Raw genomic sequence first — 22,252 nt, 5'->3', positions numbered from 1 at the left:
GATAGCATCGCACTGGCTAAAATGGATATGTTCACACTATAGATTGAGCATTTTTCATGATGTGTTCTCTGCTTTATTTGTTCAGTTTTTAGATCTTTCTTCATGCACAGTTTTGAATTTACTCCCCCAATGATCAATGGTGTTAGTGCCAGTAAAGTCTTCCTAGACGGTCAACACACACAAGCCACCACGGTCTATGCATATTTGTGTGAGCAATTTCCTCATATCCTAGCAGCAGAGTGGCAACAACGATTTAAGGATGGATTGGTCTATGCCGCAAATGGTGACGTTTTAACACTAGATAGTCCTTTTGAAGCAAATCGTCATGTTTATTATTATCGATTCTTAGCACATGAAATCCATGTTCCCTTTAAGCATCAGATTTTATTTGAAAATGATCATTTCATCGTGGTCGATAAACCGCATTTTCTCACCATGAGTCCGACCGGTCAGTATGTACAAGAAACCTTGTTGGTTCGACTCAAAAAACAAACGCAGCTTGAACACCTAACACCGATTCATCGTTTAGATCGTGAAACTGCCGGCCTAGTTCTCTTCTCCAAATGTGTCGAAAGCCGTGGGCTATATCAACAGATGTTTGCCACTCGAAACGTTCAAAAAACCTATCATGCCATTGCAGCTTATCGAGATGAATTAAATTTCCCAATCACAACTCGCTATCGCATGGAAAAAGGTCAACCTTTTTATACAATGCAAATAGTAGATGGTGAACCTAACAGCGAAACCTTCATTCAGCTGATCCAGCAGCATGGAAACCGCGCTAAGTATGAATTAAAGCCACATACCGGCAAGCAGCACCAACTCCGTGTGCATTTAAATGCTTTGGGCATTCCAATTCAAAACGACCCCTTTTATCCCGTAGTGCAACACAAGTCAGACGATGATTTCAGCCAACCTTTACAACTACTTGCGAAACATCTTGAGTTTATCGATCCTGTGACAGAGCAGGCTTTTCAATTCAGTTCTGCCTATGAATTGACACTGTAAATCGATTGTCATTACATTAAATTGATAAAATACTGCCGAACATTCTTGAATTTATGATAGTTTTGATTAGAATAAATGCGAAAAGTTAAGTATTTTAAAGCTTTCTAAGAATATGAGAAAAACTGAAGTCTACCAAATCCGCCTCGATTCACAGGAAAAGAAACAGGCCTTTGCCGTGTTTAAACAATTAGGCATTACACCTGCACAGGCTGTACGTCTATTCTTTAAACAAGTTGTTTTAACCAAATCGATCCCCTTCTCTATTGAAAACCAAAATATCAATATTGAACAATTGATTAAGTTACGTAAATTAAAACAACAAGAAGCCCAAGCCATTTCAACCACTGAAATTAGCCCTGCGGAATTAGAAATTTTAAATAATGATCCATTATTAGATGATGATCATCTCGACTTGTTTGAAGAACTCAATGCAATTTTGGGTGAAGGTGACAAAACTTAACACTGTCGCATTTATAAACAATTTATAAATCAACCAATTTCGAAAATTCGATATGCTTCATGCAAGACTGATAAAAATAGCATGGAGTATAGAAAAAAATGATCGTTCGACGCGCAACAGAAGCAGACCTTCATCCACTTGCTGTTTTATTTGATGAATATCGCCAATTTTATGGCACCTCTTCTAATCTTGATATCTCATATAAATTTCTAAGACAACGTTTTGAAAATAATGAAAGTGTAATTTTTATTTGCTTAAAAGATGATGTGATTACTGGGTTTATCTTACTGTATTTGGGCTTTTCATCTGTGGCTTGTTCAACCTACTATATTTTAGATGATGTCTATGTCAGCCCTGTATATCGTCGTCAGGGTTCAGCCAAACAATTGATCGATACCGCGGTTCTCTTTGCTCAACATGAAGGTGCGCTTCGAATCAGCCTCGAAACTCAAAAAAATAACTATCACTCACATCAGCTCTATGAATCGATGGGCTTCATTAAAGATGATGAATTTCAAACTTATCATTACTTTATTCGCTAATGCCTTGCTCGGCATTAAAATACATCATCAACGCATATTAGAAACGAATCTTTCGATCAGTAGATAGCAGACATATTAAGGGGCTTTAATACCGCACATTCATCCTTCAAATGATGACGTATCAAAGCCCAATACCCATTACTGTGGATTTAGATTTTCACGAAATTTCGATTGTTCAATTTGCGCTGCATTCAAATAAATCCATTCACCCTCAGCGAGATCTTCAAGCTTTAATTGTCCAATTTGAGCTCGATGTAAAGTTTCAACTTTATTACCGACAGCCGCCAACATCCGCTTTACTTGATGATATACCCCTTGATGGACAGTCATTTGCAATTGATGTGAAGCCAATAGCTGTACATCGGTTGCAGCGAAAATGCCTTTTTCGTTTCGAAGCTCCACGCCTTGTTCTAATTGTTGTATTTGCTCAGGTGTCACAGGATCTGCGGTATGCATCGAATACACTTTGGCAACATGCTTTTTAGGGTGTGTAAGCGCTTGTAGATATTGACCATCATCCGTGAGCAGCAACAGTCCAGTGGTGTCTTGATCCAGTCGCCCGACGCATTGCAGACCACGATTTAACAGCACATCATCAAATAATTCAAAAACACTGAAATGATGAGTTGCCTGATGCGAACATTCATAACCTTGGGGTTTATTTAACGCGATGTAAACATGCTCACGATAGGTATAGTCCTGTCCATGCACACTGTAAGTTAAATCATTCAAGTCCAGTTTTTGCTTTGGATTATCTACAATCTCACCGTGTATTTCGACCGCACCATTTTTAATCAACTGTTGGCAATATTTACGCGAACCAAAACCTTGTGATTGCAGCATTTTTTCCAAAAACATAGAACAACCTAATAAACACCATATATTGCTATTTTATACTGAACAACGAGCCAACTTGCAGGAAAAATAGCGGAAATGATCTTGAACGCCAGTTTTTAATGTTTCTGCGCTACACTATTGATTATTTATTGAAGTTTCTCACGAATATCCTATGTCTCAGTTGGATTTAAATCTGATCGTGTTATTGGTGTTATTGGCTTGTGGCATCTTTAGCCACAATACAGCGATCACCATAGCAGCAGGTGTCTTGATTGTTTTCCGCATCACGCCTTTAAGTGAATTTTTCCCCTATCTGCAACAATATGGCTTAAAAATTGGCATTATTATTTTAACCATTGGGGTACTCACGCCGATCGCTAGCGGAAAAATTCCTGGTGATTCGATTTTAAAATCCTTTTTAAGTTGGAAATCCCTCGTCGCAATCGCCATTGGCATCTTTGTCGCATGGCTAGGCGGACGTGGTGTCAAACTGATGTCAAATCAGCCAGATGTGGTTGCCGGGCTATTGATTGGGACAGTCGCAGGTGTTGCGATGCTGCGCGGTGTACCTGTCGGCCCACTCATTGCAGCAGGCATCTTGTCGCTACTGATTGGGATTAAACAATAAGGCTGTTGCTGACATAGCGGTTTAACAAAATTTTAATTTGAGCCATGCTGCATTTGAAATAAACGTCGACTAAGCATGATTCCAACGAATGATAATGCTGACATCAAGATCCCCGCCCAAAACCACGCTCCAGTTTGTGAAACCACAGTGGCAATCACAGGTGGCAGAACAAATTGTGATATGGCAGAGCATTGTAAAATCATGCCGACCGTCGTACTAATTGCCGCAGGATAAGGTGCAAAATGTAGTGCTTGCGCAAAAACCGTCGCAGCAACTAAGCCTCCAAAAAGCGAAAAACTAAACACCGTTAAATATTGCAGTAAAAACGGTAACGCATCTTTAGAGAGATAAAACCCTAAGGAGCAAATGATCAAAACAGCAAAACCCAGTTGGACTAAAGTTTTAGCTTGAAAACCACGCTGTAATAACAGTCCGCAACCCCATGTGCCCACAGCATTCGCAACGGCAACACTGGCTGTTAAAGCACCCGCCAGCTCTGCTGAAATTTGATTTTGCGCATAAATCATCGGTAAGAAGCCCACCAATGCAAACCACTGCCCTGCATATGTCCCAAAAATGAGCGCCAAAAGCCATGCTGCAGGATGTTTCAAAGTATCTCTAATGAGACCAATAATAGGTGTTGTATTCAGTGCCACATTAGGCTGAGGAATAAACATGGCGATACAGAGTAGTAATGTTGCAGTAATCATAGCGAAACTGAGCCAAACCACACTCCAACCATATTGAGCAATTAGAAATGGCGCAACCAATAAGGCTATGCCCATACCTCCGCCCATATAAGCACTCCACAGTCCCATCTTTGCGCTGATGTGCTGTAGCGGTACAAGCTGACGGATAAATGCAGGCCCTGTGAGTGTCACCAATAAGAAGCCAAATCCTTCTATGACACGCAGTAGCAACAAGACATCAAAGCTTTGTGCAAAGCTCCCCCATGCACTTGCTATCGTCAATAGACTTAAGCCCAATAAGATACACAGTTTAAATCCAATTTTTTGGATATAACTACCAATCAACAATGCAAAGCACATTCCTGCACCCTGTACTAGTGAGAGCAATAAACCAGACTGAATAAAGCTAATGCCGAGTTGCTGTTGTAATACAGGTATTGCGGGCGGTAGTTTCCCGATATGCATTGCAGCAATAAAACCTGCCGCAATAATGAATAAATCTTTTGACATCCCTTTCATTGAATTGTCATGCTCTTTTCGCCATGCAATAGTGCACAGCTTAACAATTCAAAATATTATTTTGAGTCAAAAAACAAATGACCTTAGATGATTTTTCAATTATTTAATCATCTTGCACCGTCACATGCTAAGCGCACTTTGATTTAAATTAAACAACGATACTTAGTCATGTCATCTGCAATTGTTTGAGACAACACGTATTCCCATCAAAAATGTTTTTTCTGATACTTTCAATAATTTGGCGGTAGTGAAGGAATTCACCTGCATAACAATTAGTGAATTATTTAAGCAGTGAGTTATTTAATATTTACTTGTTTCCGTTCACGCTTATTGGCGTACATTTTCAAATCAGCCATTTCGACCAATTGATCGATGGATTCGGCATCCTCTGGAAATAAAGCCATGCCAATACTGGCACCAATTTTCAAGCTCATTTGCTCGAATGCAAATGGCAGTCCGCAACTTTCTGCGATTCGATTCATCGCCGTTTGCGCACGCTCTAAGTTGGCAATATTGGTTAAAATCACAGCAAATTCATCACCGCCCAAGCGTGCAACCAAGTCATCTTGACGCGTTTCACGCAAAATACGCTGCGCGATTTCTTTCAGTGCAGCATCCCCAATGCGATGTCCAAACTGATCATTAATCGGCTTCAGACCATCCATATCAATCATCAAGATACCTAGCACTTTTTTCTGCGCACGTGCTTTTTCTATACCTTGGCGTAAAAAGTCGACAAACAAAGCTCGATTGGCTAAGCCGGTTAAGCTATCTTGAGTCGCCAATTTATATAACTCTGTCGCACCGAAACGTGTTGCATGGTACATCGCCGCAGCGATCAACTCAGACATCAAACTCAATATATGCAAGTCGGCTTCCTGAAAGGCATCGACTTGGTCAGAGTAAATCTTTAAAACACCGACACCTTCATCACAATGAATCAATGGCACTACTGCCATCGAACGCAATCCAACACGTTGACATGCCACGCGATCTACCCGTGCATCTGTTTCCGAATCTTGGCAATACAGTGTTTGTTTTTGCGCTATACATAGACCCGATAAACTATTTTCAATATGAAGTCTTAAACCCAGTAAATGACTCGCCCCACCAGACACTGCACGATAGACCATATCACCATCTTCAGCCAACTCTACAACTGCACCTTTAGCATGTGTAATCTGCTGCGCCTGTTCTGCCACTACGGTCATCACTGCATTTAGATCTAAACCCAGTTTGGCAATAGCTGTCTGAGTTTGAATCACAGACATGAGTTGAGTTGGTGAGGGTTCTATAGAATTGGGCATGATTGAGTTCAAACAGGGTTCAATGTGAGATACAGCTCAATTCTAAAAATTATTCATCCACTTGTATAGCAATCTTAAAGTAATTTCTGTGCATTCAAGCACTTTAGATACAACTCTTTCAAATACTGCTCTTCGAAAGAAAATGCACTCAAGGAAACAACAGAGCAAGCAGAATCATCGATACATATTTCGAAGGTTGGGGAAGTCATGATGTATGGATGACCCACGTATTTCACGACTCTCCCCCTGAATATTATTTCAACGCGTAAATTTCACTCTGCATCCATTCTCCGCCTTCCAGTTGCACATCGACAGCCACACGTTGATATTCAACCCCTTCAAATTCATCTAAAGCCGCCCAATGTGCGGCTAAGTTTTCAGAGATAAAAACATAGCCTTCAATCGCTAGACCTGCCTTCGATAAACGAATGCCCGGACTGCCCATCGCCGCACCCCAGCCTTTATGTTCTAACTCACCCCAAACCACACCTTTCTTCCACTCGCCACCAATACGCTCCATCACATGAGCATTGGGCTGACCTAGACGTAATGTCCCGTATACAAAAAGACTCTGAGTCATAGCTCCCCCTTAGTTGGAATAATATTGATTGCGTTTTTGTGAGAATTTGGCCAACTGTTTTAGGAAGCCTTCAAAATAGCTTTTTTCAGCCTCTTCGGTACGATAACCGGCGTACAAAGTTCGTCTTAAACCTTCAGGTGAAACACAATCTAAACGTCGAGAGGTCACCCAACCTTTTTGTTCATATTCATTCACGACCCAATCAGGTAATGCCGCGATACCACGACCACTTGCAACCAACTGAATCAGCATCTGGGTCAAATCTGTGGTACGGACATGTTTAGGTTGAATATTGGCCGGTAAAAATAATTTCGCCATGATATCTAAACGATGTTTATCAACCGGATAGGTAATCAGCGTTTCTTCTGCTAATTCTTGAACAGTCACATTTGTCGCACGAACCAATGGGTGTGTATTCGACAATACCAAACGAGACTCATATTCAAAGATAGGGAAATATTCCACACCTTTTAAATTGACCGGGTCTGCAGTAATCAGAAGATCAAACTCGCCCGTTTGTAATAGTTCATGCGGATTGGCTTCAAAGCCAGATGCAAAGTCCAAATCTACATCGGGGTATTGCTGACGGTAGACATTCAATAACGGCATCAGCCAGTCAAAGCAACTATGGCATTCTGAAGAAAAAATAATTCGGCCAGTTTGACCATGCACAATACGTGTAATGTCCGATTGCGCAATTTGAACTTGCGGCAAAATGTCATCGGCAAGGCGTAGTAAACGTTGCCCAACATTCGAAAAGGTCACAGGACGTGTCCGTCGGTTCACCACCTCTACCCCATACCAATGATCAAGCTCTTTCAACTGATGTGAAAGCGCAGAAGGCGTTAAACACAGATCATTAGATGCAGCGACCAAAGAACCATGTTCTCTGAGTGCCAATAATGTTTTGAGATGGCGTAATTCCAACATAATGAGTTCCACAAACGACATACTGAATGAGCTGAAAATCAGTATTTTTAAATTATATTTATCATATCATGATATTTATGAATCATATTCATCATAAATTTTATTTAACTATTTTTTATTCACATGAATATACTTCATCAAGTTTTACTGAATCATCTTTAGCTAATGTGTTTTTTTCACATTACAAATCAGGTAATTTTTTTCCACAATGCGGGCAATATGCATACTGCTCACGCTCCTGCTTTAATGATTCCTCTTTTTGCTCACGTAACAATTGCCAAATAATATCCTGTGTTTGCTCACGGGTTAAACCCACTGTTTTTCGGATTTCTTCGATTTTTTCAGGCTCAAGTACAAAATCAATTTCACGATTTTGAATCAACTCACGAAAACTGAGTTCTAATTGTTGTTTGCGTTGCTCCAATTCATGTGCCAAACCATTGGCTAAAATACCTGCTGGCAATGCTGCCAAGCCAACCCCTAATATCGTAATCATTGCACCTAATATCCGCCCAACAGGGGTTATCGGTGTTACATCGCCATAACCGACCGTCGTTAAAGTAACAACAGCCCACCACATGGACGCAGGAATAGAACTAAAGACCTCTGGCTGTGCTTTACTCTCAACTAAATACACCCCAGCTGCGGCCATAATAATCATAATAAATAAAATAAAAACAACAGCTTGAAATGAACCTTTTTCACGTTCAATGACACGTAACAAAATTTGCAACGACACAAAATATCGAGTTAATTTTAATAAACGCAGTAATCGTAAAATACGTAAAAAACGCAAATCAAAATGGACAAAGAAATTTAGATATGCAGGTAAAATTGCCAATAAATCAATAATTGCGCCACCACTTTTTACCCAATTCAAACGATTACGCCAAGCGGAGTAAAATGGGTCTTTATCTGCAATCGACCAAAGCCTCAATACGTATTCAACACTAAATATAATGATTGAAAAATTTTCAAAAAAATCAAAGTAAACTTGATAAGACAAATAAATATCATTGACCGATTCGAGTAAAACCGCAGCAGCATTACCTAAAATCAGCAATATCAAAGCATAGTTGAGAAAATGACTAAATTTAGTTTCATAATCATCATTATGTAAATTGTTATAGACAAATTTACGCAGTGAATACCATGCACTAAAAGTCATAATTCAAATCGTTAGCAAATTAACTTGCTACAGTGTAAACCATCGCTTAGGAAAAATACGAATCCTTTAGACAGTCTGCTGTTAAATCTATTGAACGATATTAACCACACTTTATTCATCAGTATTTTTCGTATGCACCATATATCCATTATTCCACAAATAATAAAGCCAAACGAACTTGGTCATATCCCATGCGTGGACTGGTCAACTCCACAATTGGGCGCAGCTTAACCGTGCCGTCATCATTATAATGTGCTGGGTCTTGTCGCTTCGCCAAGCGTTTATAGATTTTACGCACCTGTTCAACCACGTCTTCTCCCGGATGTGCCACCGAGATATCCAAACCTTGCTCTTTTTGCAGACGAGCCAAATGGTTAATAATCGTAGCAGGTGTTAAACCACGCTCCACTGCAATATCTTGAATTTCATAACCTTCTTCAAATAATTCACGAGTTTGATCTAAAGTCGCTGTGGCAAAGCTTTGTTTCGCACCAGTTTTGGCAATTTTCTTTTCATTGCGCTCGATTTCCACTTCATTCAGTGTTCCGCCACAATGGCGAATAAAGGCTTTGTGTTGAACGGTTAAATCGGCCTCTGCAAAATTGGTTTCCGCTTCATCAGAGAGTTCCTGAAAGCGTCGATCGGCTTTAATGGCCAAACTGTCGAGTTCTAAGGCTTGTTCATTAAAACCAAGTAAACGCAAACCATCTAATGTTTTTAAACGCGACAATGCCACATAACCCTGACCTTTCTCAAAAGTATGGGTCAAGTTAATTTCAGCCGCTGCAAGGGTCATCCCTTGAGATTTATGAATGGTGATCGCCCAGGCCAAACGCAGTGGAATTTGTTGGAAACTGGCAATGGTTTTACCATCATCATTATCGACAGACCATGTTTCAGGCTCGACCACCAAGGTCGTGCCATCAGTGAGTTTTACTTTAGGCAAGATGCCATATTCATCATCTTCTTCAAAACCTATCACTTCACCGAGGCTGCCATTGATATAGCCCACGTCAAAGTTGTTTTTTACAAACATCACTTTGGCATTTTTCTTTAAGGTCAAAGTTTCCGGCGCACGCACTGAAGATTTTAAGGTTTCGATCAGTTTATCATTACCATCACATTGGGCTTCAAACTGGCGAGATTCTTGCTCAATTTCATTTAGATGTTTATAGTTAATACTATCTACATCCATATTATGGGTATACAAGCGCGTAAAGGTTTCACCTATATTTTGTGAACTTGTCTGCCTTAAAGCATGCAAATGATCGCCAGTAATTTGCTGAGCACGAATCGCATTTAGAATATCATTGAGATAGTCATTACCCTGACGATGTTGTTCGGTCAAATAACACACGCGAAACTTCGCTTCTACCCATGCCTCAGACATAAAGCAAAACTTGTCACGGTTTAATTCACCTTTGCGTCCCACAGGGGGTAACTGGAAGAAGTCACCTGCAACAATGACTTGAATCCCCCCAAAAGCATCTTCACTGTCTTTAAAAAATTTTAAAACTTTATTCACCAAGTTTAATTGCTTGGCATGCAACATCGAAATTTCATCGATGATTAAAACTTGGGCATTTTCCAAATGCTCTTTTAAATATTTACGTTCTTTTAAGCGCTTTAACTCATCTTCGGAAATCGCATCTTTAATCCCAATCCCTGCCCATGTATGAATTGTCATGCCATTCATATGGGTTGCAGCAATCCCTGTAGAAGCCGTAATTGCCACCGGCACTTTGCGCGCTTTTAGATAATTGATGTACTGATTTAAAGTATAAGTTTTACCTGCACCAGCCGAACCTGTTAAAAACACATTTTCGCCTGCTTTGAGCAGCTTGAGTGCAGTTTCTTGTTTCATAAGACCTATACCGTAAAAGAACGGCTATAGCCTAACGATTTTTGACTCAAAAGTTAAGCACACAACACAGTTTCCTAAATCCGTATTTCGCCAATCTTACTTTAAGCTATTGAACCCATTTAAAAATTCTTTGGCGATATTTACTTTTTCTATTTCTGCTTGGGTATTATTTGAATACTCGAGTTGGTCAAAAACCAAGATCTGGTTTTGCACATGACAACCCAAAGTCATCGATACATGCAAAATGGGATGGTACATATGAAAAGCCACATACGCCCCTACCATAATACTGGCGCTATAACTTGACGCTAAACAATGTCGAAAGTGAATAGATTCATCAATAATTCGATCGATGGTTTTTAATTCCTCAAAGACCCAATCTTGAAAATAGATTTTGTCTTCAGTTGTAACCGGCTGCCAAACCGTTGTCGAAAATTGACGCTTTAATTGAGTTAACACTTCCTGCTTTTGTTGCTTAGCATGCCAATGCACTGCCTGATGAAAGACCCCATTCCACGTAATATTTTTAGGCACTGTATGACCTGTCGAATAGGCTGCACTGACATAGTCACGCACATAGGCATCAAATACAGATACTCTTAAATTGGCATGTTTTAAATAAAATAAATTTCGAAAATCCTGCAGTTGAATTTTATGTTGTCGTAAAACATTTAAAAACTGGCGATTTTCTTGAGTTTCTGGACGGATATAATCCATCAAAGCCTGTGGTAAATGCTGCGTACAACGTAATAAATGCTGCAGATAGGCCTGCATAATACGGCTCAAAGGCAAATAAACTTTTTTTATGGCCTGATCCTCTGTGCCTAAAACCTGTCGCATTAAGATCATCCACTCATCTAAATACAAAATCGATGGGCTGATGACAACGCGATGATCATCGTGCGGCTGATATTTTCGCTGTAAAACAAACTGCAGATTTTTTTCATGATTAAACCAATCATGTTCATGCGCAATCGCATGGCAATTTTGAATAAATAAGCGCGCTGCAATAAATTGAAAATGTTGTAAGGTCGCAAGAATCAATGCGGGATGAATATGCTGCGTATCGACAAAACTTAATGCCGTCACAGCCACTCGTACATTACTGTGTTGAAAATTACGACTCAGCCAATCCAACACTTCGGCTGACTGCTTGAACATCCATCGCACTGCACGGTTGTTGTCGAGTAAAGGGAGTTTTCCACATTTTTTTTGCCAAATTGCTGTGGCTTGCACAAAATTGCTATGGCTTAATATGTCCTGCTCTGCCCAAACATCCCGATGCATCAAACGAATAAAACCCAACAAATTGGGACGCTCATATGCATGGTCGAGCAACAAAATAATATCTTCTATATGTTCATTTAATTCTTGTAAATTGAACCGATCTTCATAACTCAAACTCATGATCCGGTAAATCGTTGGATCTAAAAATTGTGCTGTAGCAAAACAAATCTCGTCCAAACTATCCATCAAGAGCTGTATCGGCAATATTTCAGCTTCTGTAAGTGAATGAAGCGCAAACATCTGCTCAATCTTTTGCATCAACCAATGTGGTAGACAGATTTGGCATTCGATATACGTTTGTAATAGCGGTGTCTGATAAATCTGCTGCTCTTGCATCAGCTGATCAAAAATTTGCGCTTCAACTGCTGTCATCTGTGCTAAAAACTGTTGAACACGCGCTGGCCCATTTAGATGTTGAAAAACCGACTGTAAGATCAATTGTCTAAATTGCTGTGCTTTTTCTCTGAGCAAGAGTGAATGTTGCGGCTTTAAGTCCCCAGTAAAAAAATACAATTCATGAAATAAGAAATCTTCTATTGCCTCAATACAAGGCGCTGTCGAATGCAATTCAGCAATTTTGATGGGTCTAAACGGACTTCTAGGAAACTGATAGCCAATTGATTCACGACTTTGTAGCTGTAAGGTCCATAGTCCATTACACAGTTGAATGCGGTGCTGCTCTTGCTCAATTTTAAAGATATTTTGTGAATTGAGTGCTGTAGCAAGATCCATTTGCTCTTGATACAACTGCTTTAAACTTGGAGATATTCGAATAAGTTGCCGAGCAATATGCTCAAGCTGCGGGGGCAAGCTTTTCTTTTCCATCTTCCGCCCTAACGATCGTTGATTATTTTTCAACCTTCACTATAGTCAAAGTTTAATGCTCCGACTACTGCCATTAATCAGCCAAATAGCTGTACAAAAGGTCAATACAAAGGCGTTCAATAAAAAATCTAAAAGCTATTGTTGTGACAAAATTCACCATGATTTTGAGCTGTGACGAATAAAAATGGATGAAGTTGAAGAGTAGTCACTATTATTGATCTGTAGAATGTTGTTCTGAACGGATTTTCTTAAGCTGTTCTATTGCAGTGTAAATATCTTGTTGTAGTGCCTCTCGATAGAGCTTTAAATCCTCTACACTCTGAATATGACTCAAACTTTGACGGGGTAAGAATTGAAAATAGAATGGAATGCGCTTGGGGATAATACGTTTGGGTAAAGACGGAATCACATCACCATGACGTAATAATTTATCGAGTTTTTGTATTTTTAATAGTTGTTTAAACCAACGATGTTCAATAATCACACTGGCATCAAAACCCAGTTCAAAGACTTCATCTCCACCTAAAGCGGCAAAAGGCACGATATCATAATTAAATTCTTGCGCCAGTTTTAAAAAGCCATAACGTTGCTTCCAGATCAGTTGATAGGCTTCCCCTTTACGTTTCAAAACCTCTCGACCGCCACCGGGAAAAACCAAAATGGAATAACCTTGTTGCATCACTGTTCTGACATAGTCCTGAATACCTTGGACTGCACCGAACTTTTTGACCATCCCACGCCAACCAGGCAAATAAAAATGGCTATGATCAGCAATACTGACTACAGCCACTTTATGTTCATTGTAGAGATAATCAATAATCACAGGTGAATCGAGTACACCGTAAATTGTGTGATTCCCTACATACATTGCAGGTTTAGATGCATCGATATATTCAGCGCCCAAAAACGTTGGCGTGAAATACATGCGGGATAAAGCGCTTAAACGCTTTATCCATTTTGCATCATGTTCAACCTGCAAATGAGCTGACCTTAGGCAGCATCATGTTTTTGAACAAGTACAGAACCTACTGAATAGCCTGCACCAAATGAGCAAAGTACACCGTACTCGCCATGGTTTACTTCATTCGCAGTCCGGTGCAATGCAATAATGACGCCTGCAGAAGAAGTATTGGCAAATTCATCAAGAATGATTGGCACTAGGTCTGGCTGAGCATGTTCTTTGCCCACAACCAGTTTCAGAATCAATTCATTCATGCTGGCATTTGCTTGGTGTAACCAGAAGCGTTTTACATCTGTTGCCGCAATTTTGTTGTCATCCAATTGCTTAGTGATCATTTTCGCCACTAATGGACACACTTCTTTAAATACTTTACGACCGTCTTGACGGAAACGGTTGTTGTCGATGTCAGCATCGACTTCACTCATATTCAAGTAACCGAAGTTGTTACGAATGTTGTTTGAGAACTGTGTAAACAGGTCAATATCCAACACTTCAAAACCAGCTTTGGTTTCAGTTTCTTCAATGATCGAAGCCGTTGCAACGTCACCAAAGATGAAGTGGCAGTCACGCATACGGAAATCTGTATGACCAGACGTGATCTCAACGTTCACCAATAACACGCGACGAGCACCTGATTTGATCGCGTCATAGGCTTGCTTAATACCAAAAGTTGCAGCTGAACATGCAACGTTCATGTCATATGCATAGCCCTGAATACCCAATGCAGTTTGGATTTCAATCGCTACAGCAGGATAAGCACGTTGAATATTTGAACAAGACAAAATCACTACATCGATGTCTTCTGCAGTCACGCCTGCATTTTCCATCGCTTGTTTAGCCGCAGCAACACCCCATTCCGCTTGTAGCGAAATTTCATCATTTGGACGTTCATGTAGCACTGGGCGTAAACGTTTTGGATCTAAAATACCGCTTTTTTCAGCAACATAACGTGCTTTCACGCCAGACGCTTTTTCGATAAATTCTGCACTTGAACCACGGCGCGCTTCTAGCTCACCGGCTTCAATTTTTTCAGCATTGTCGCTGTTGTACTGTTCCACATAAGCATTTAAAGCTTCAACTAACTCTTCGTTAGTAATTACGTCTTCTGGATGATAAAGACCTGTACCCGTAATGCGGATGCCCATGTAAAACTCCTTTTAGAAATTACCTATATCTTAACTGATTCCGAGCTTATCCCATACTTTTTGCAAGCGGGATGGAGAAATTGGCATCTTGGTCTTCATTGGTTGAGAGAAAATAGAGATGCGTAACTCCTCAACCATGAAATACAATTCTTTAAGGCGAGTGTCATTTTTAAACTTAAATAATTTTTCCATCCATGGGTCAACTTGATCAATGGCAGAATTGTCCCTTTGTAGGTTATTTGGCAAGCGGTCTAAACGCAAGACTAATGCCTTCAAATATCTTGGAAATTCGAGCCACACATCGGAAGTTTTGCCATAAACAAAATCTGAAAGTTGCATCAAATCGAGCTGATCTTCAATGTCATCAATATTCTTTCCAAATACAGAATCATCTAAAACCAATAATTTCCGACGTATATCCTGCCATTGAATATAGGTTTCAGTTAAAACGGCTAACGCTTGTTGCCCATGGGTCAAGAAAGATTTCTTTACATTTAAAATCAGGTTTTGGTACTCCTGCATATTGACAGGTAGCTCATTTATTGCAAGCTGAAGTGTGGCATAAACTAACATTTGCTCTAGTTTTGCTTTGTCACCTAGCGGTGAATAAGCCAATGCCAAGGGTTTAGAAATCTGTTTTTTCAACTGACGAACTAAATCCCCCAACTGCATATGAACCAAACGAATGATCCCTTCGCGATGTTGTTTGACTGCTTCAAATTGGTCATTGAAGGTCTGAATCACCACACCCGATTCATCTTTGGCATCCAACTCCGCAAAGCCTTTGACTGGAACAAGCGCTTGGTATTGTTTTACCACCACACCCGTGACTTTTTGTGATGCTTCGAACACAAAATTATCAGGGAAGGTTTTAAACTCACCTTTTAACTGTTTGACTGGGCTATGAGTTTCCGTACGACAGCGTGCTTTGAGTTCATCTAGGTCACGACCTTGCTCAATCACACGGCCTTTTTCATCAATGACTTTGATTAAAGGCAGCAGATATTGCTCAACGCGCTCCCAAGAAAAGTCCTTATCTGTGATTTGCTCACCACGTAGTTGGAACGCCAAGAAACTAAAAATATGCTCGCGCAAATGCACGGCATCGACACGATCCATCAATTTACGAGCCGTATCAGGTATTGGCACCAAGTGACGGCGTTTATCCTTAGGCAATGCTTTAAGCAAGGCTTCAATCAGGTCTTGTCGCCAACCAGGTATACCCCATGACCAAATATTTTCATCCACTTGCGGCAAAGCTTGAACTGGAATTTTGACCGTTGCGCCATCTTCATCATGACTTGGGTCAAAACGATAACTTGCAGCCAAACGCAGTTCACCATTGCGTAGGTAGTCTGGAAATTGCTGGGTCGTTGGACGGTCATTCATCCAAAGTGCATCATCATCGATAAATAAATGACGCGGATTTTGTGGTTCTACCGTTGCACGCCAGTCTTCAAAACTACGACGGCTTGCCACCTCTTCAGGTACTTTAGCAGCATAAAACTGGTAGATGGTTTCTTCATCCACTACTAAATCACGACGACGCAGTTTATCTTCAACGCGCTCAACTTCTTCGAGTTTTAATAAATTGTGTTTTAAGAACGGCGGCGTAATACCCAAATGTCCCGTCGTCAACGCATCGCGTAGGAAAATTTCATGCGCCGCCGGATGATCCACTTTTTCATAATTAATCTGACGACGTGGCTCAATAATCAAACCAAATAAAGAAATTTGATCATAAGCATTCACCACACCAGCTTTTTTCGACCAATGCGGCTCAAAATAATGATGCTTCAATAAATCGCCTGCAGCCAATAAAATCCATTCAGGTTCAATTTTCGCCAATGTACGAAGATATACCTGAGAGGTTTCCACCATCTCAAAAGCCATGACCCAAGGTGTATTGGTTTTATGCAAAGTTGATGCAGGGAAAATGCGTGCCTTTTGCTGACGCACTGCCATGAACACGTTACGTTCATCGGTTTTGTTGGCAATAAATGAAAGTAAACCCGTTAATAACGCACGGTGCAGATTTTCATAATTGGCCTTCTTTTCATTAAAGGACAGTTTTAAGCCCTGAGCCAAATCCACCAATTGCTCATGGGTTTTTTTCCACTCACGGAGGCGTAACCAACTAAGGAAATGGTTGCGTGCAAAGGTTCGACGCTTATTCTCACTCATGTCACGGTTAGCAACCAAAGCTTCCCATAATTTGATATAGAACAAGAAATCCGAGTCAGCTTCACGGAACAAAGCATGTTTCTGATCGGCCTGCATTTGTTTATCCGCAGGACGTTCACGTGGATCTTGTACCGCTAAAGCAGCGACAATAATCAAGACTTCATTTAATACGCCAAAATGCGCTCCGCCCAAAATCATCCGTGCAAGACGCGGGTCGATTGGCATTTTCGCCATTTGCTGACCAATTTTGGTTAAACCACCACCCTTCGCCGGAGGAAGTCCCCCTTTTGTAAAGGGGGATTTAGGGGGATTACTTTCAATAGAATCTCCCCCAACCCCTCTTTGCGAAAGAGGGGCTTTCCCTTTCTCAACCATCGCCCCAAGCTCAATCAAAAGCTTACGACCATCATTCACCAAACGATGATCTGGCGGCTCAATAAAATCAAAGTCTTCTAATTCACCAAAGCCCAAACTTTGCATTTGCAAAATAACCGAGGCCAAGTTGGTTCGTTTAATCTCAGGCTCGGTAAATTCAGGACGACTCATAAAGTCTTCTTCTGAATACAGTCGAATACACACACCCGGTGCGATACGACCACAACGACCTTTACGCTGATTTGCTGCCGCCTGTGATACAGCCTCAATCGGTAGACGCTGTACACGTGAGCGATAGTTATAACGGGATATCCGTGCAAAGCCACTATCAATTACGTAGCGAATATTCGGTACGGTTAAAGCCGTTTCTGCCACGTTGGTGGCAATAATAATACGTCGCCCACCACCCGATGGATTAAAAATCTTTTGCTGTTCTGCCAAAGCCAATCGAGCATATAAAGGTAAAACTTCGGTATGACGTGGCCCAAACTTTTGCAGTGTTTCCTGTAACTCACGAATTTCTTGTTCAGTGCTGGCAAAAATCAAAATGTCGGCATGTTCAGGATGACCTTTTTCCTGCGCATCTTGAAAACATTCTTCTACTGCCGAAACCACGGCACGGGGTAAATTTTCTTCAAAATCGTCAAATTCATCATCATCACTGCCGACAATGCTCAGCTCTGAAATCGGACGATAACGCAACTCTACAGGGAAGCTTCGACCTTCCACCTCAAAAATAGGTGCCCCATTGAAGTAATTAGAGAAGCGGTTTACGTCTAATGTCGCGGAAGTAATAATGACTTTGAGATCTTTACGACGTGGCAAGAGCTGTTTGAGATAGCCCATGATGAAGTCGATATTTAGCGAACGTTCATGCGCTTCATCGATAATAATCGTGTCGTATTTATTTAAGAATCGGTCATTGGCCAGTTCAGCCAATAAAATACCGTCAGTCATCAAACGCACGATGGAATCTTGTGAACCTTGTTCATTGAAACGAACTTTAAAGGAGATCGACTCCCCTAGCTTTTCGCCCACTTCTTCTGCAATACGCTGCGAAACGCTACGTGCAGCCAGTCGACGGGGTTGAGTATGACCAATCAAACCCGTTAAACCACGACCTGCAAGCATGGCAATTTGCGGTAACTGCGTGGTTTTACCCGAACCGGTTTCACCTGCCACAATAATCACTTGATGCTTTTGAATCGCGTCAATCAGTTTGTCTGCATACTGCGTAACAGGTAAGTCTTGATTTAATTTAATATTTGGAATGCGGGCAATCCGTTCGCGGACTTTCGCATTTGACTTTTCAAACAGTTCTTCATGCAGCTTTTCATTGGCGTCTTTACTCTTACGCAATCGATTTAAACGGTGAACATCACGAGCCATCACCATCTGATCTACATTTAAATCTTTCACCACCAAGAATACGCCTTACAACTACATGAAACCCGATATTCTACTCGGTTTCATCGCATTTCCCAATGCAACAATTGAAAACCCGAAGTGAATTTATCTGGCGCGGTGCGGATTAGATTTCAAATCTGAAAATAGGATGAATTCACCATATTCCCCTTCATCCGCCTAATTGAACGAACAAAACTGCTTCGCAGGTGTACAAATTGGCATGCCTATAGATGGATTGAATCAACAATCGAAAAATTTAAATCACTTTTTTTAAATTTTACCCTTGAATTTTAAGGTGTGTGACTTCATGTCTGTGTAGGACGTTTAGGGTAGTTCCTGTCATTTAATCCTCACACAACTGCGGTTAAATGAGATGAAATACTGGTCTATTGGGAAATGAGTAAATCACTATTAATTCGGATTTTCCGATATTAGTTATGTAAAAATACTATTTCAGCAATAAGAAAAATTTCTGTACCCTATTGGAAATCAAAAACAAACCTCAATCATGGAGACAATGATGAGCTTAATTAATACTGAAGTTAAACCGTTTAAAGCTACTGCATTCCAAAATGGTCAATTCATCGAAGTAACTGAAGCTGATCTTAAAGGTAAATGGTCTGTTGTATTCTTCTACCCAGCTGACTTCACTTTCGTTTGCCCAACTGAACTTGGTGACCTTGCTGACAACTATGCAGAATTCCAAAAACTAGGTGTTGAAATCTACTCAGTTTCTACTGACACTCATTTCACTCACAAAGCTTGGCACGATTCTTCAGAAGAAATCAAAAAAATCCAATACGTAATGGTTGGTGATGCGAACTGGACTCTTGCTAAAAACTTTGACGTATTAATCGAAGCTGACGGTCTTGCTGATCGTGGTACTTTCGTTATCGATCCAGAAGGTAAAATCCAAATCGTTGAAATCAACGCTGGTGGTATCGGTCGTGATGCTCAAGAACTTCTTCGTAAAGTTAAAGCAGCTCAATACGTACACGCTCACCCAGGCGAAGTTTGCCCAGCTAAATGGAAAGAAGGCGACGCAACTCTTGCTCCTTCAATCGACCTAGTTGGTAAAATCTAATACAGATTAGATTGAACTGATTCAAAAACCACGCTTTTAGCGTGGTTTTTTTGTGCCTATTATTGGCGAGCAAGTACCTCTTTGCACCCTACGTAGTTCACACTTTATTCATACAACTTTAACGCTCTAGCACTTTCCACATATCTGTAGATATTCATCAAGTTAGAACTTACACAAATATAATAAAAATGCGCCGCAAACCTGATTATCTAAGCTTACATCTTTGCCTGTATTTCAGTATTTTTAACATGAATTTTAGGTCAATTGCTTATTTCAGGAAGATGTAAGCCCATGAAAAAATATTTCGTCTCGATCAGTTTAATTTTATGTTCGTTTACGACTTTTGCTGCCGTGAATTGCGATGGTGAAATTAAATACCAAAGTATTCGTGAAGATATTAAAGTCAAAAAAAATTGTCAGCTTGAAGGTTTAATTGTTCATGGCAATGTGATTTTAGAAAATGGCGCCAGTGTTGAACTGCATGACAACCACATCAAAGGCAATATTGAATCTAATAAAAATTTTACCAAGATCATTGCCAATCATAACAATATCAGTGGCAATGTCGATTTTACGACTGGGAAAAACATCCAACTCCTCAATAACCAAATTTCAGGCGACCTGAAATTAAAGAAAAATAACGGCAATATTGTTCTAAATAATAATGAAATCGCAGGTAATTTGATTTGTCTTGAAAATGCGTTCTCAATTAATGGCAGCAACAACCAAGTCAAAGGTAATAAATCAGAACAATGCCGTAGTTTTTAACTCCCCCGACACCAACAAGCGAGAATGACGCTTTTGGCATTTCTCTGAACTGGCATTATTTTTATCAAATTAGTTGATAAAGAAATGAAAAAAATGTGAGATAAAACATTATTTTTTAACAATTCTGCAATACTCCACGCCCTAAATTTGTCTTAATTTCAAATGAGATAAACCTTTAACTGCAGTATGACTATAACAACGCAATAAGGGGGTGGCTTATGACAACAACTGTTGTAACTTCTTGGAAATACAGTTCTTCTTCACGTTACTTAAAAATTTTTTATGCGAATGGTTCTGGGGATCTCTTTTATCCAGTTTCACCTTTTATTTATGATAATTTACTTCGATGTAGTGATAAAACGGCATTTGTCCACAAATATTTAGAATATGATCTACATTTTTCACGAGTAAGCTTACAGGGTTAATCCGCTACAAGTTTAGCGCTATAGCAACAGTATTTTATTAATTAAAAAATATTTTCGATCAAATCAGGGCTGAATGCCCTGATTTTTAGTTGCGCCAAGTCACCATAAAGAGCCCTGCGCCCACCTTTAATGTCGTACTGATAAAACGATCATCCGCTTCAACACGTTGGATAAATTCAGCGACCTCATTGGCATGTGACAGCACATTGTCCACGATTAACACGCCACTTTGAGCTTGTATCAATTCAGCTAAATATGGCCAATACGCGATATACGCATCACGTTCTGCATCTAATAAAATAAAGTCATAACGCTGATTTAACTGCTGTAAAAAATGCAGTGCATCGCCATGATGGAATTCGATGTATTCGGCTAAGCTTAAATTTGCCGCATGTTGTTTAGCTTGCTCGATACGCGCTGCATCAATTTCAATGGTTTCGACCCGCCCTTGTGTAGACTGTGCAGCATCTCCTAACCACAGCGTGGAATAACCTGTAGATGTTCCAATTTCCAAGATCTGTTTGGCTTGTTTTAAGCGAATTTGCATAGCCAAAAACAGTGCAGATTCAGGCTCAATATTTCGGTAACGCGCAAGTCGGTGATTTTGCGCAGCATCGTGAGCGCTAAAGTCTGCATAGAGTTGTTGCATATAGTTTTTAAAATTTGCATCCATGCTCATGATTCTGTCCTTTTACTATTTCATTCATATTTATAAATTGAAGGGCTAAATATCTGCTCAGTGGGTTTCTTGGATCAGCTTAAAACGTGGAATTACTTCACCATCAATTTCAACGGTTTCCATAAACATCTCTAATGGTCTAATCCACATTGAATAGTCGTCATATAAGCACTGATAGACCACAACTTTTTCACGCGTTTCACTATGTGTTGCAACATGAAAGACTTGATACAACTGACCTTTATAATGCTGATAAATCCCTTGCTTGACCTGCATGCCATTTCCCTAAAAAGTTCTCAATACAATAGGGTTGACTCTAGCATTGTCTTGCTTAAAGCGCGATGAATTCATTTATTTTTCCACTATTTAACTTGCATTTCTCGATAATGGCCCAATATTGACTGCATTCACATCGGTATATTCTTATGATTTAGAAAGAAATTTAATCATTTAATTTGTAAAACCGATTAATTTTATAAAAACAAACCGTTTCACCTATTTAATGGTTTGTTCTATCATTCTCTCATCAAATAAATTTACTCCTCTGGAGACGTTAGCAATGTTAGATCAAAATACTTCT

20 protein-coding genes are annotated in these 22,252 nt (G+C 40.1%); 7 read left to right on the top strand and 13 right to left on the bottom strand.

Features of this window, described 5'->3' with window-relative positions; translation table 11 throughout:
• Window positions 1-102: 102 nt before the first annotated feature.
• From FTT98_RS09035 to FTT98_RS09025, 3 genes are all read left to right on the top strand, one after another.
• Window positions 103-1,008 (top strand): pseudouridine synthase, encoded by a 906-nt coding sequence (locus FTT98_RS09035; protein WP_180177299.1) that lies wholly within the window; start codon window positions 103-105, stop codon window positions 1,006-1,008.
• Between the two features lie 112 nt (window positions 1,009-1,120).
• Window positions 1,121-1,468: a type II toxin-antitoxin system RelB/DinJ family antitoxin gene (locus FTT98_RS09030; protein WP_078189014.1), complete on the top strand. Its 348-nt coding sequence runs from the start codon at window positions 1,121-1,123 to the stop codon at window positions 1,466-1,468.
• A 98-nt stretch (window positions 1,469-1,566) separates the two neighbouring features.
• Entirely contained in the window at window positions 1,567-2,010 is a 444-nt protein-coding gene (locus FTT98_RS09025) for a GNAT family N-acetyltransferase (RefSeq protein ID WP_168378877.1), read from the top strand.
• A 138-nt stretch (window positions 2,011-2,148) separates the two neighbouring features.
• Here the strand turns inward: FTT98_RS09025 and FTT98_RS09020 are convergent, their stop codons facing one another.
• Window positions 2,149-2,868, bottom strand: coding sequence for a pseudouridine synthase (locus FTT98_RS09020; protein WP_180177298.1), 720 nt, complete (start codon window positions 2,866-2,868; stop codon window positions 2,149-2,151).
• A 151-nt stretch (window positions 2,869-3,019) separates the two neighbouring features.
• On the opposite strand from FTT98_RS09020, the gene FTT98_RS09015 reads away from it, so the two are divergent.
• Window positions 3,020-3,475, top strand: coding sequence for a DUF441 domain-containing protein (locus FTT98_RS09015; protein WP_180177297.1), 456 nt, complete (start codon window positions 3,020-3,022; stop codon window positions 3,473-3,475).
• A 32-nt stretch (window positions 3,476-3,507) separates the two neighbouring features.
• Here the strand turns inward: FTT98_RS09015 and FTT98_RS09010 are convergent, their stop codons facing one another.
• From FTT98_RS09010 to FTT98_RS08965, 10 genes are all read right to left on the bottom strand, one after another.
• The gene (locus tag FTT98_RS09010; protein WP_168378875.1) at window positions 3,508-4,683 is read right to left on the bottom strand and encodes a CynX/NimT family MFS transporter; all 1,176 of its coding nucleotides are present in this window, start codon (window positions 4,681-4,683) and stop codon (window positions 3,508-3,510) included.
• Window positions 4,684-4,979: 296 nt separating this feature from the next.
• On the bottom strand, window positions 4,980-5,990 hold the full coding sequence (locus tag FTT98_RS09005) for a sensor domain-containing diguanylate cyclase (RefSeq protein WP_180177296.1): 1,011 nt from the start codon (window positions 5,988-5,990) through the stop codon (window positions 4,980-4,982).
• A 253-nt stretch (window positions 5,991-6,243) separates the two neighbouring features.
• Entirely contained in the window at window positions 6,244-6,570 is a 327-nt protein-coding gene (locus tag FTT98_RS09000) for a gamma-glutamylcyclotransferase family protein (protein ID WP_180040213.1), read from the bottom strand.
• Window positions 6,571-6,579: 9 nt separating this feature from the next.
• Window positions 6,580-7,500, bottom strand: a complete 921-nt coding sequence (locus FTT98_RS08995; protein ID WP_180040211.1) for a LysR family transcriptional regulator — start codon at window positions 7,498-7,500, stop codon at window positions 6,580-6,582.
• Between the two features lie 181 nt (window positions 7,501-7,681).
• Entirely contained in the window at window positions 7,682-8,668 is a 987-nt protein-coding gene (locus FTT98_RS08990; protein ID WP_180040209.1) for an ion transporter, read from the bottom strand.
• A 148-nt stretch (window positions 8,669-8,816) separates the two neighbouring features.
• Window positions 8,817-10,532, bottom strand: a complete 1,716-nt coding sequence (locus FTT98_RS08985; protein ID WP_111885078.1) for an AAA family ATPase — start codon at window positions 10,530-10,532, stop codon at window positions 8,817-8,819.
• Window positions 10,533-10,628: 96 nt separating this feature from the next.
• Complete coding sequence (locus FTT98_RS08980; protein WP_180175621.1) at window positions 10,629-12,644, bottom strand: hypothetical protein; 2,016 nt, start codon at window positions 12,642-12,644, stop codon at window positions 10,629-10,631.
• 211 nt (window positions 12,645-12,855) lie between these two features.
• Window positions 12,856-13,623, bottom strand: coding sequence for a 1-acyl-sn-glycerol-3-phosphate acyltransferase (locus FTT98_RS08975; protein ID WP_180163003.1), 768 nt, complete (start codon window positions 13,621-13,623; stop codon window positions 12,856-12,858).
• A gap of 11 nt (window positions 13,624-13,634) precedes the next feature.
• Complete coding sequence (locus FTT98_RS08970; protein WP_078189024.1) at window positions 13,635-14,750, bottom strand: beta-ketoacyl-ACP synthase III; 1,116 nt, start codon at window positions 14,748-14,750, stop codon at window positions 13,635-13,637.
• Window positions 14,751-14,780: 30 nt separating this feature from the next.
• Complete coding sequence (locus FTT98_RS08965; RefSeq protein WP_180177295.1) at window positions 14,781-18,731, bottom strand: DUF3418 domain-containing protein; 3,951 nt, start codon at window positions 18,729-18,731, stop codon at window positions 14,781-14,783.
• Between the two features lie 505 nt (window positions 18,732-19,236).
• Here FTT98_RS08965 and ahpC point away from each other — a divergent pair.
• The 3 genes from ahpC (at window position 19,237) to FTT98_RS08950 (ending at window position 20,993) form a co-directional block, all read left to right on the top strand.
• Window positions 19,237-19,800: an alkyl hydroperoxide reductase subunit C gene (ahpC, locus tag FTT98_RS08960; RefSeq protein WP_005097370.1), complete on the top strand. Its 564-nt coding sequence runs from the start codon at window positions 19,237-19,239 to the stop codon at window positions 19,798-19,800.
• A gap of 291 nt (window positions 19,801-20,091) precedes the next feature.
• A complete protein-coding gene (locus tag FTT98_RS08955; protein ID WP_180177294.1) occupies window positions 20,092-20,568 on the top strand; it encodes a hypothetical protein in 477 nt (158 codons plus the stop codon).
• 218 nt (window positions 20,569-20,786) lie between these two features.
• A complete protein-coding gene (locus FTT98_RS08950; RefSeq protein ID WP_078189026.1) occupies window positions 20,787-20,993 on the top strand; it encodes a KTSC domain-containing protein in 207 nt (68 codons plus the stop codon).
• An 85-nt stretch (window positions 20,994-21,078) separates the two neighbouring features.
• Here FTT98_RS08950 and FTT98_RS08945 read toward each other — a convergent pair whose 3' ends face one another.
• Together FTT98_RS08945 and FTT98_RS08940 are read right to left on the bottom strand one after the other, a co-directional pair.
• Window positions 21,079-21,672, bottom strand: coding sequence for an O-methyltransferase (locus FTT98_RS08945; protein ID WP_180134668.1), 594 nt, complete (start codon window positions 21,670-21,672; stop codon window positions 21,079-21,081).
• A gap of 57 nt (window positions 21,673-21,729) precedes the next feature.
• The gene (locus FTT98_RS08940) at window positions 21,730-21,948 is read right to left on the bottom strand and encodes a DUF1653 domain-containing protein (RefSeq protein ID WP_168378866.1); all 219 of its coding nucleotides are present in this window, start codon (window positions 21,946-21,948) and stop codon (window positions 21,730-21,732) included.
• Window positions 21,949-22,252 lie beyond the last annotated feature (304 nt).

The organism is Acinetobacter sp. YH12039 (assembly GCF_013420015.1).
Taxonomy (GTDB): Bacteria; Pseudomonadota; Gammaproteobacteria; order Pseudomonadales; family Moraxellaceae; genus Acinetobacter; species Acinetobacter amyesii.
Note: the sequence above shows the minus strand (reverse complement) of the source record. Positions and strands in the feature narration are given on the sequence as shown.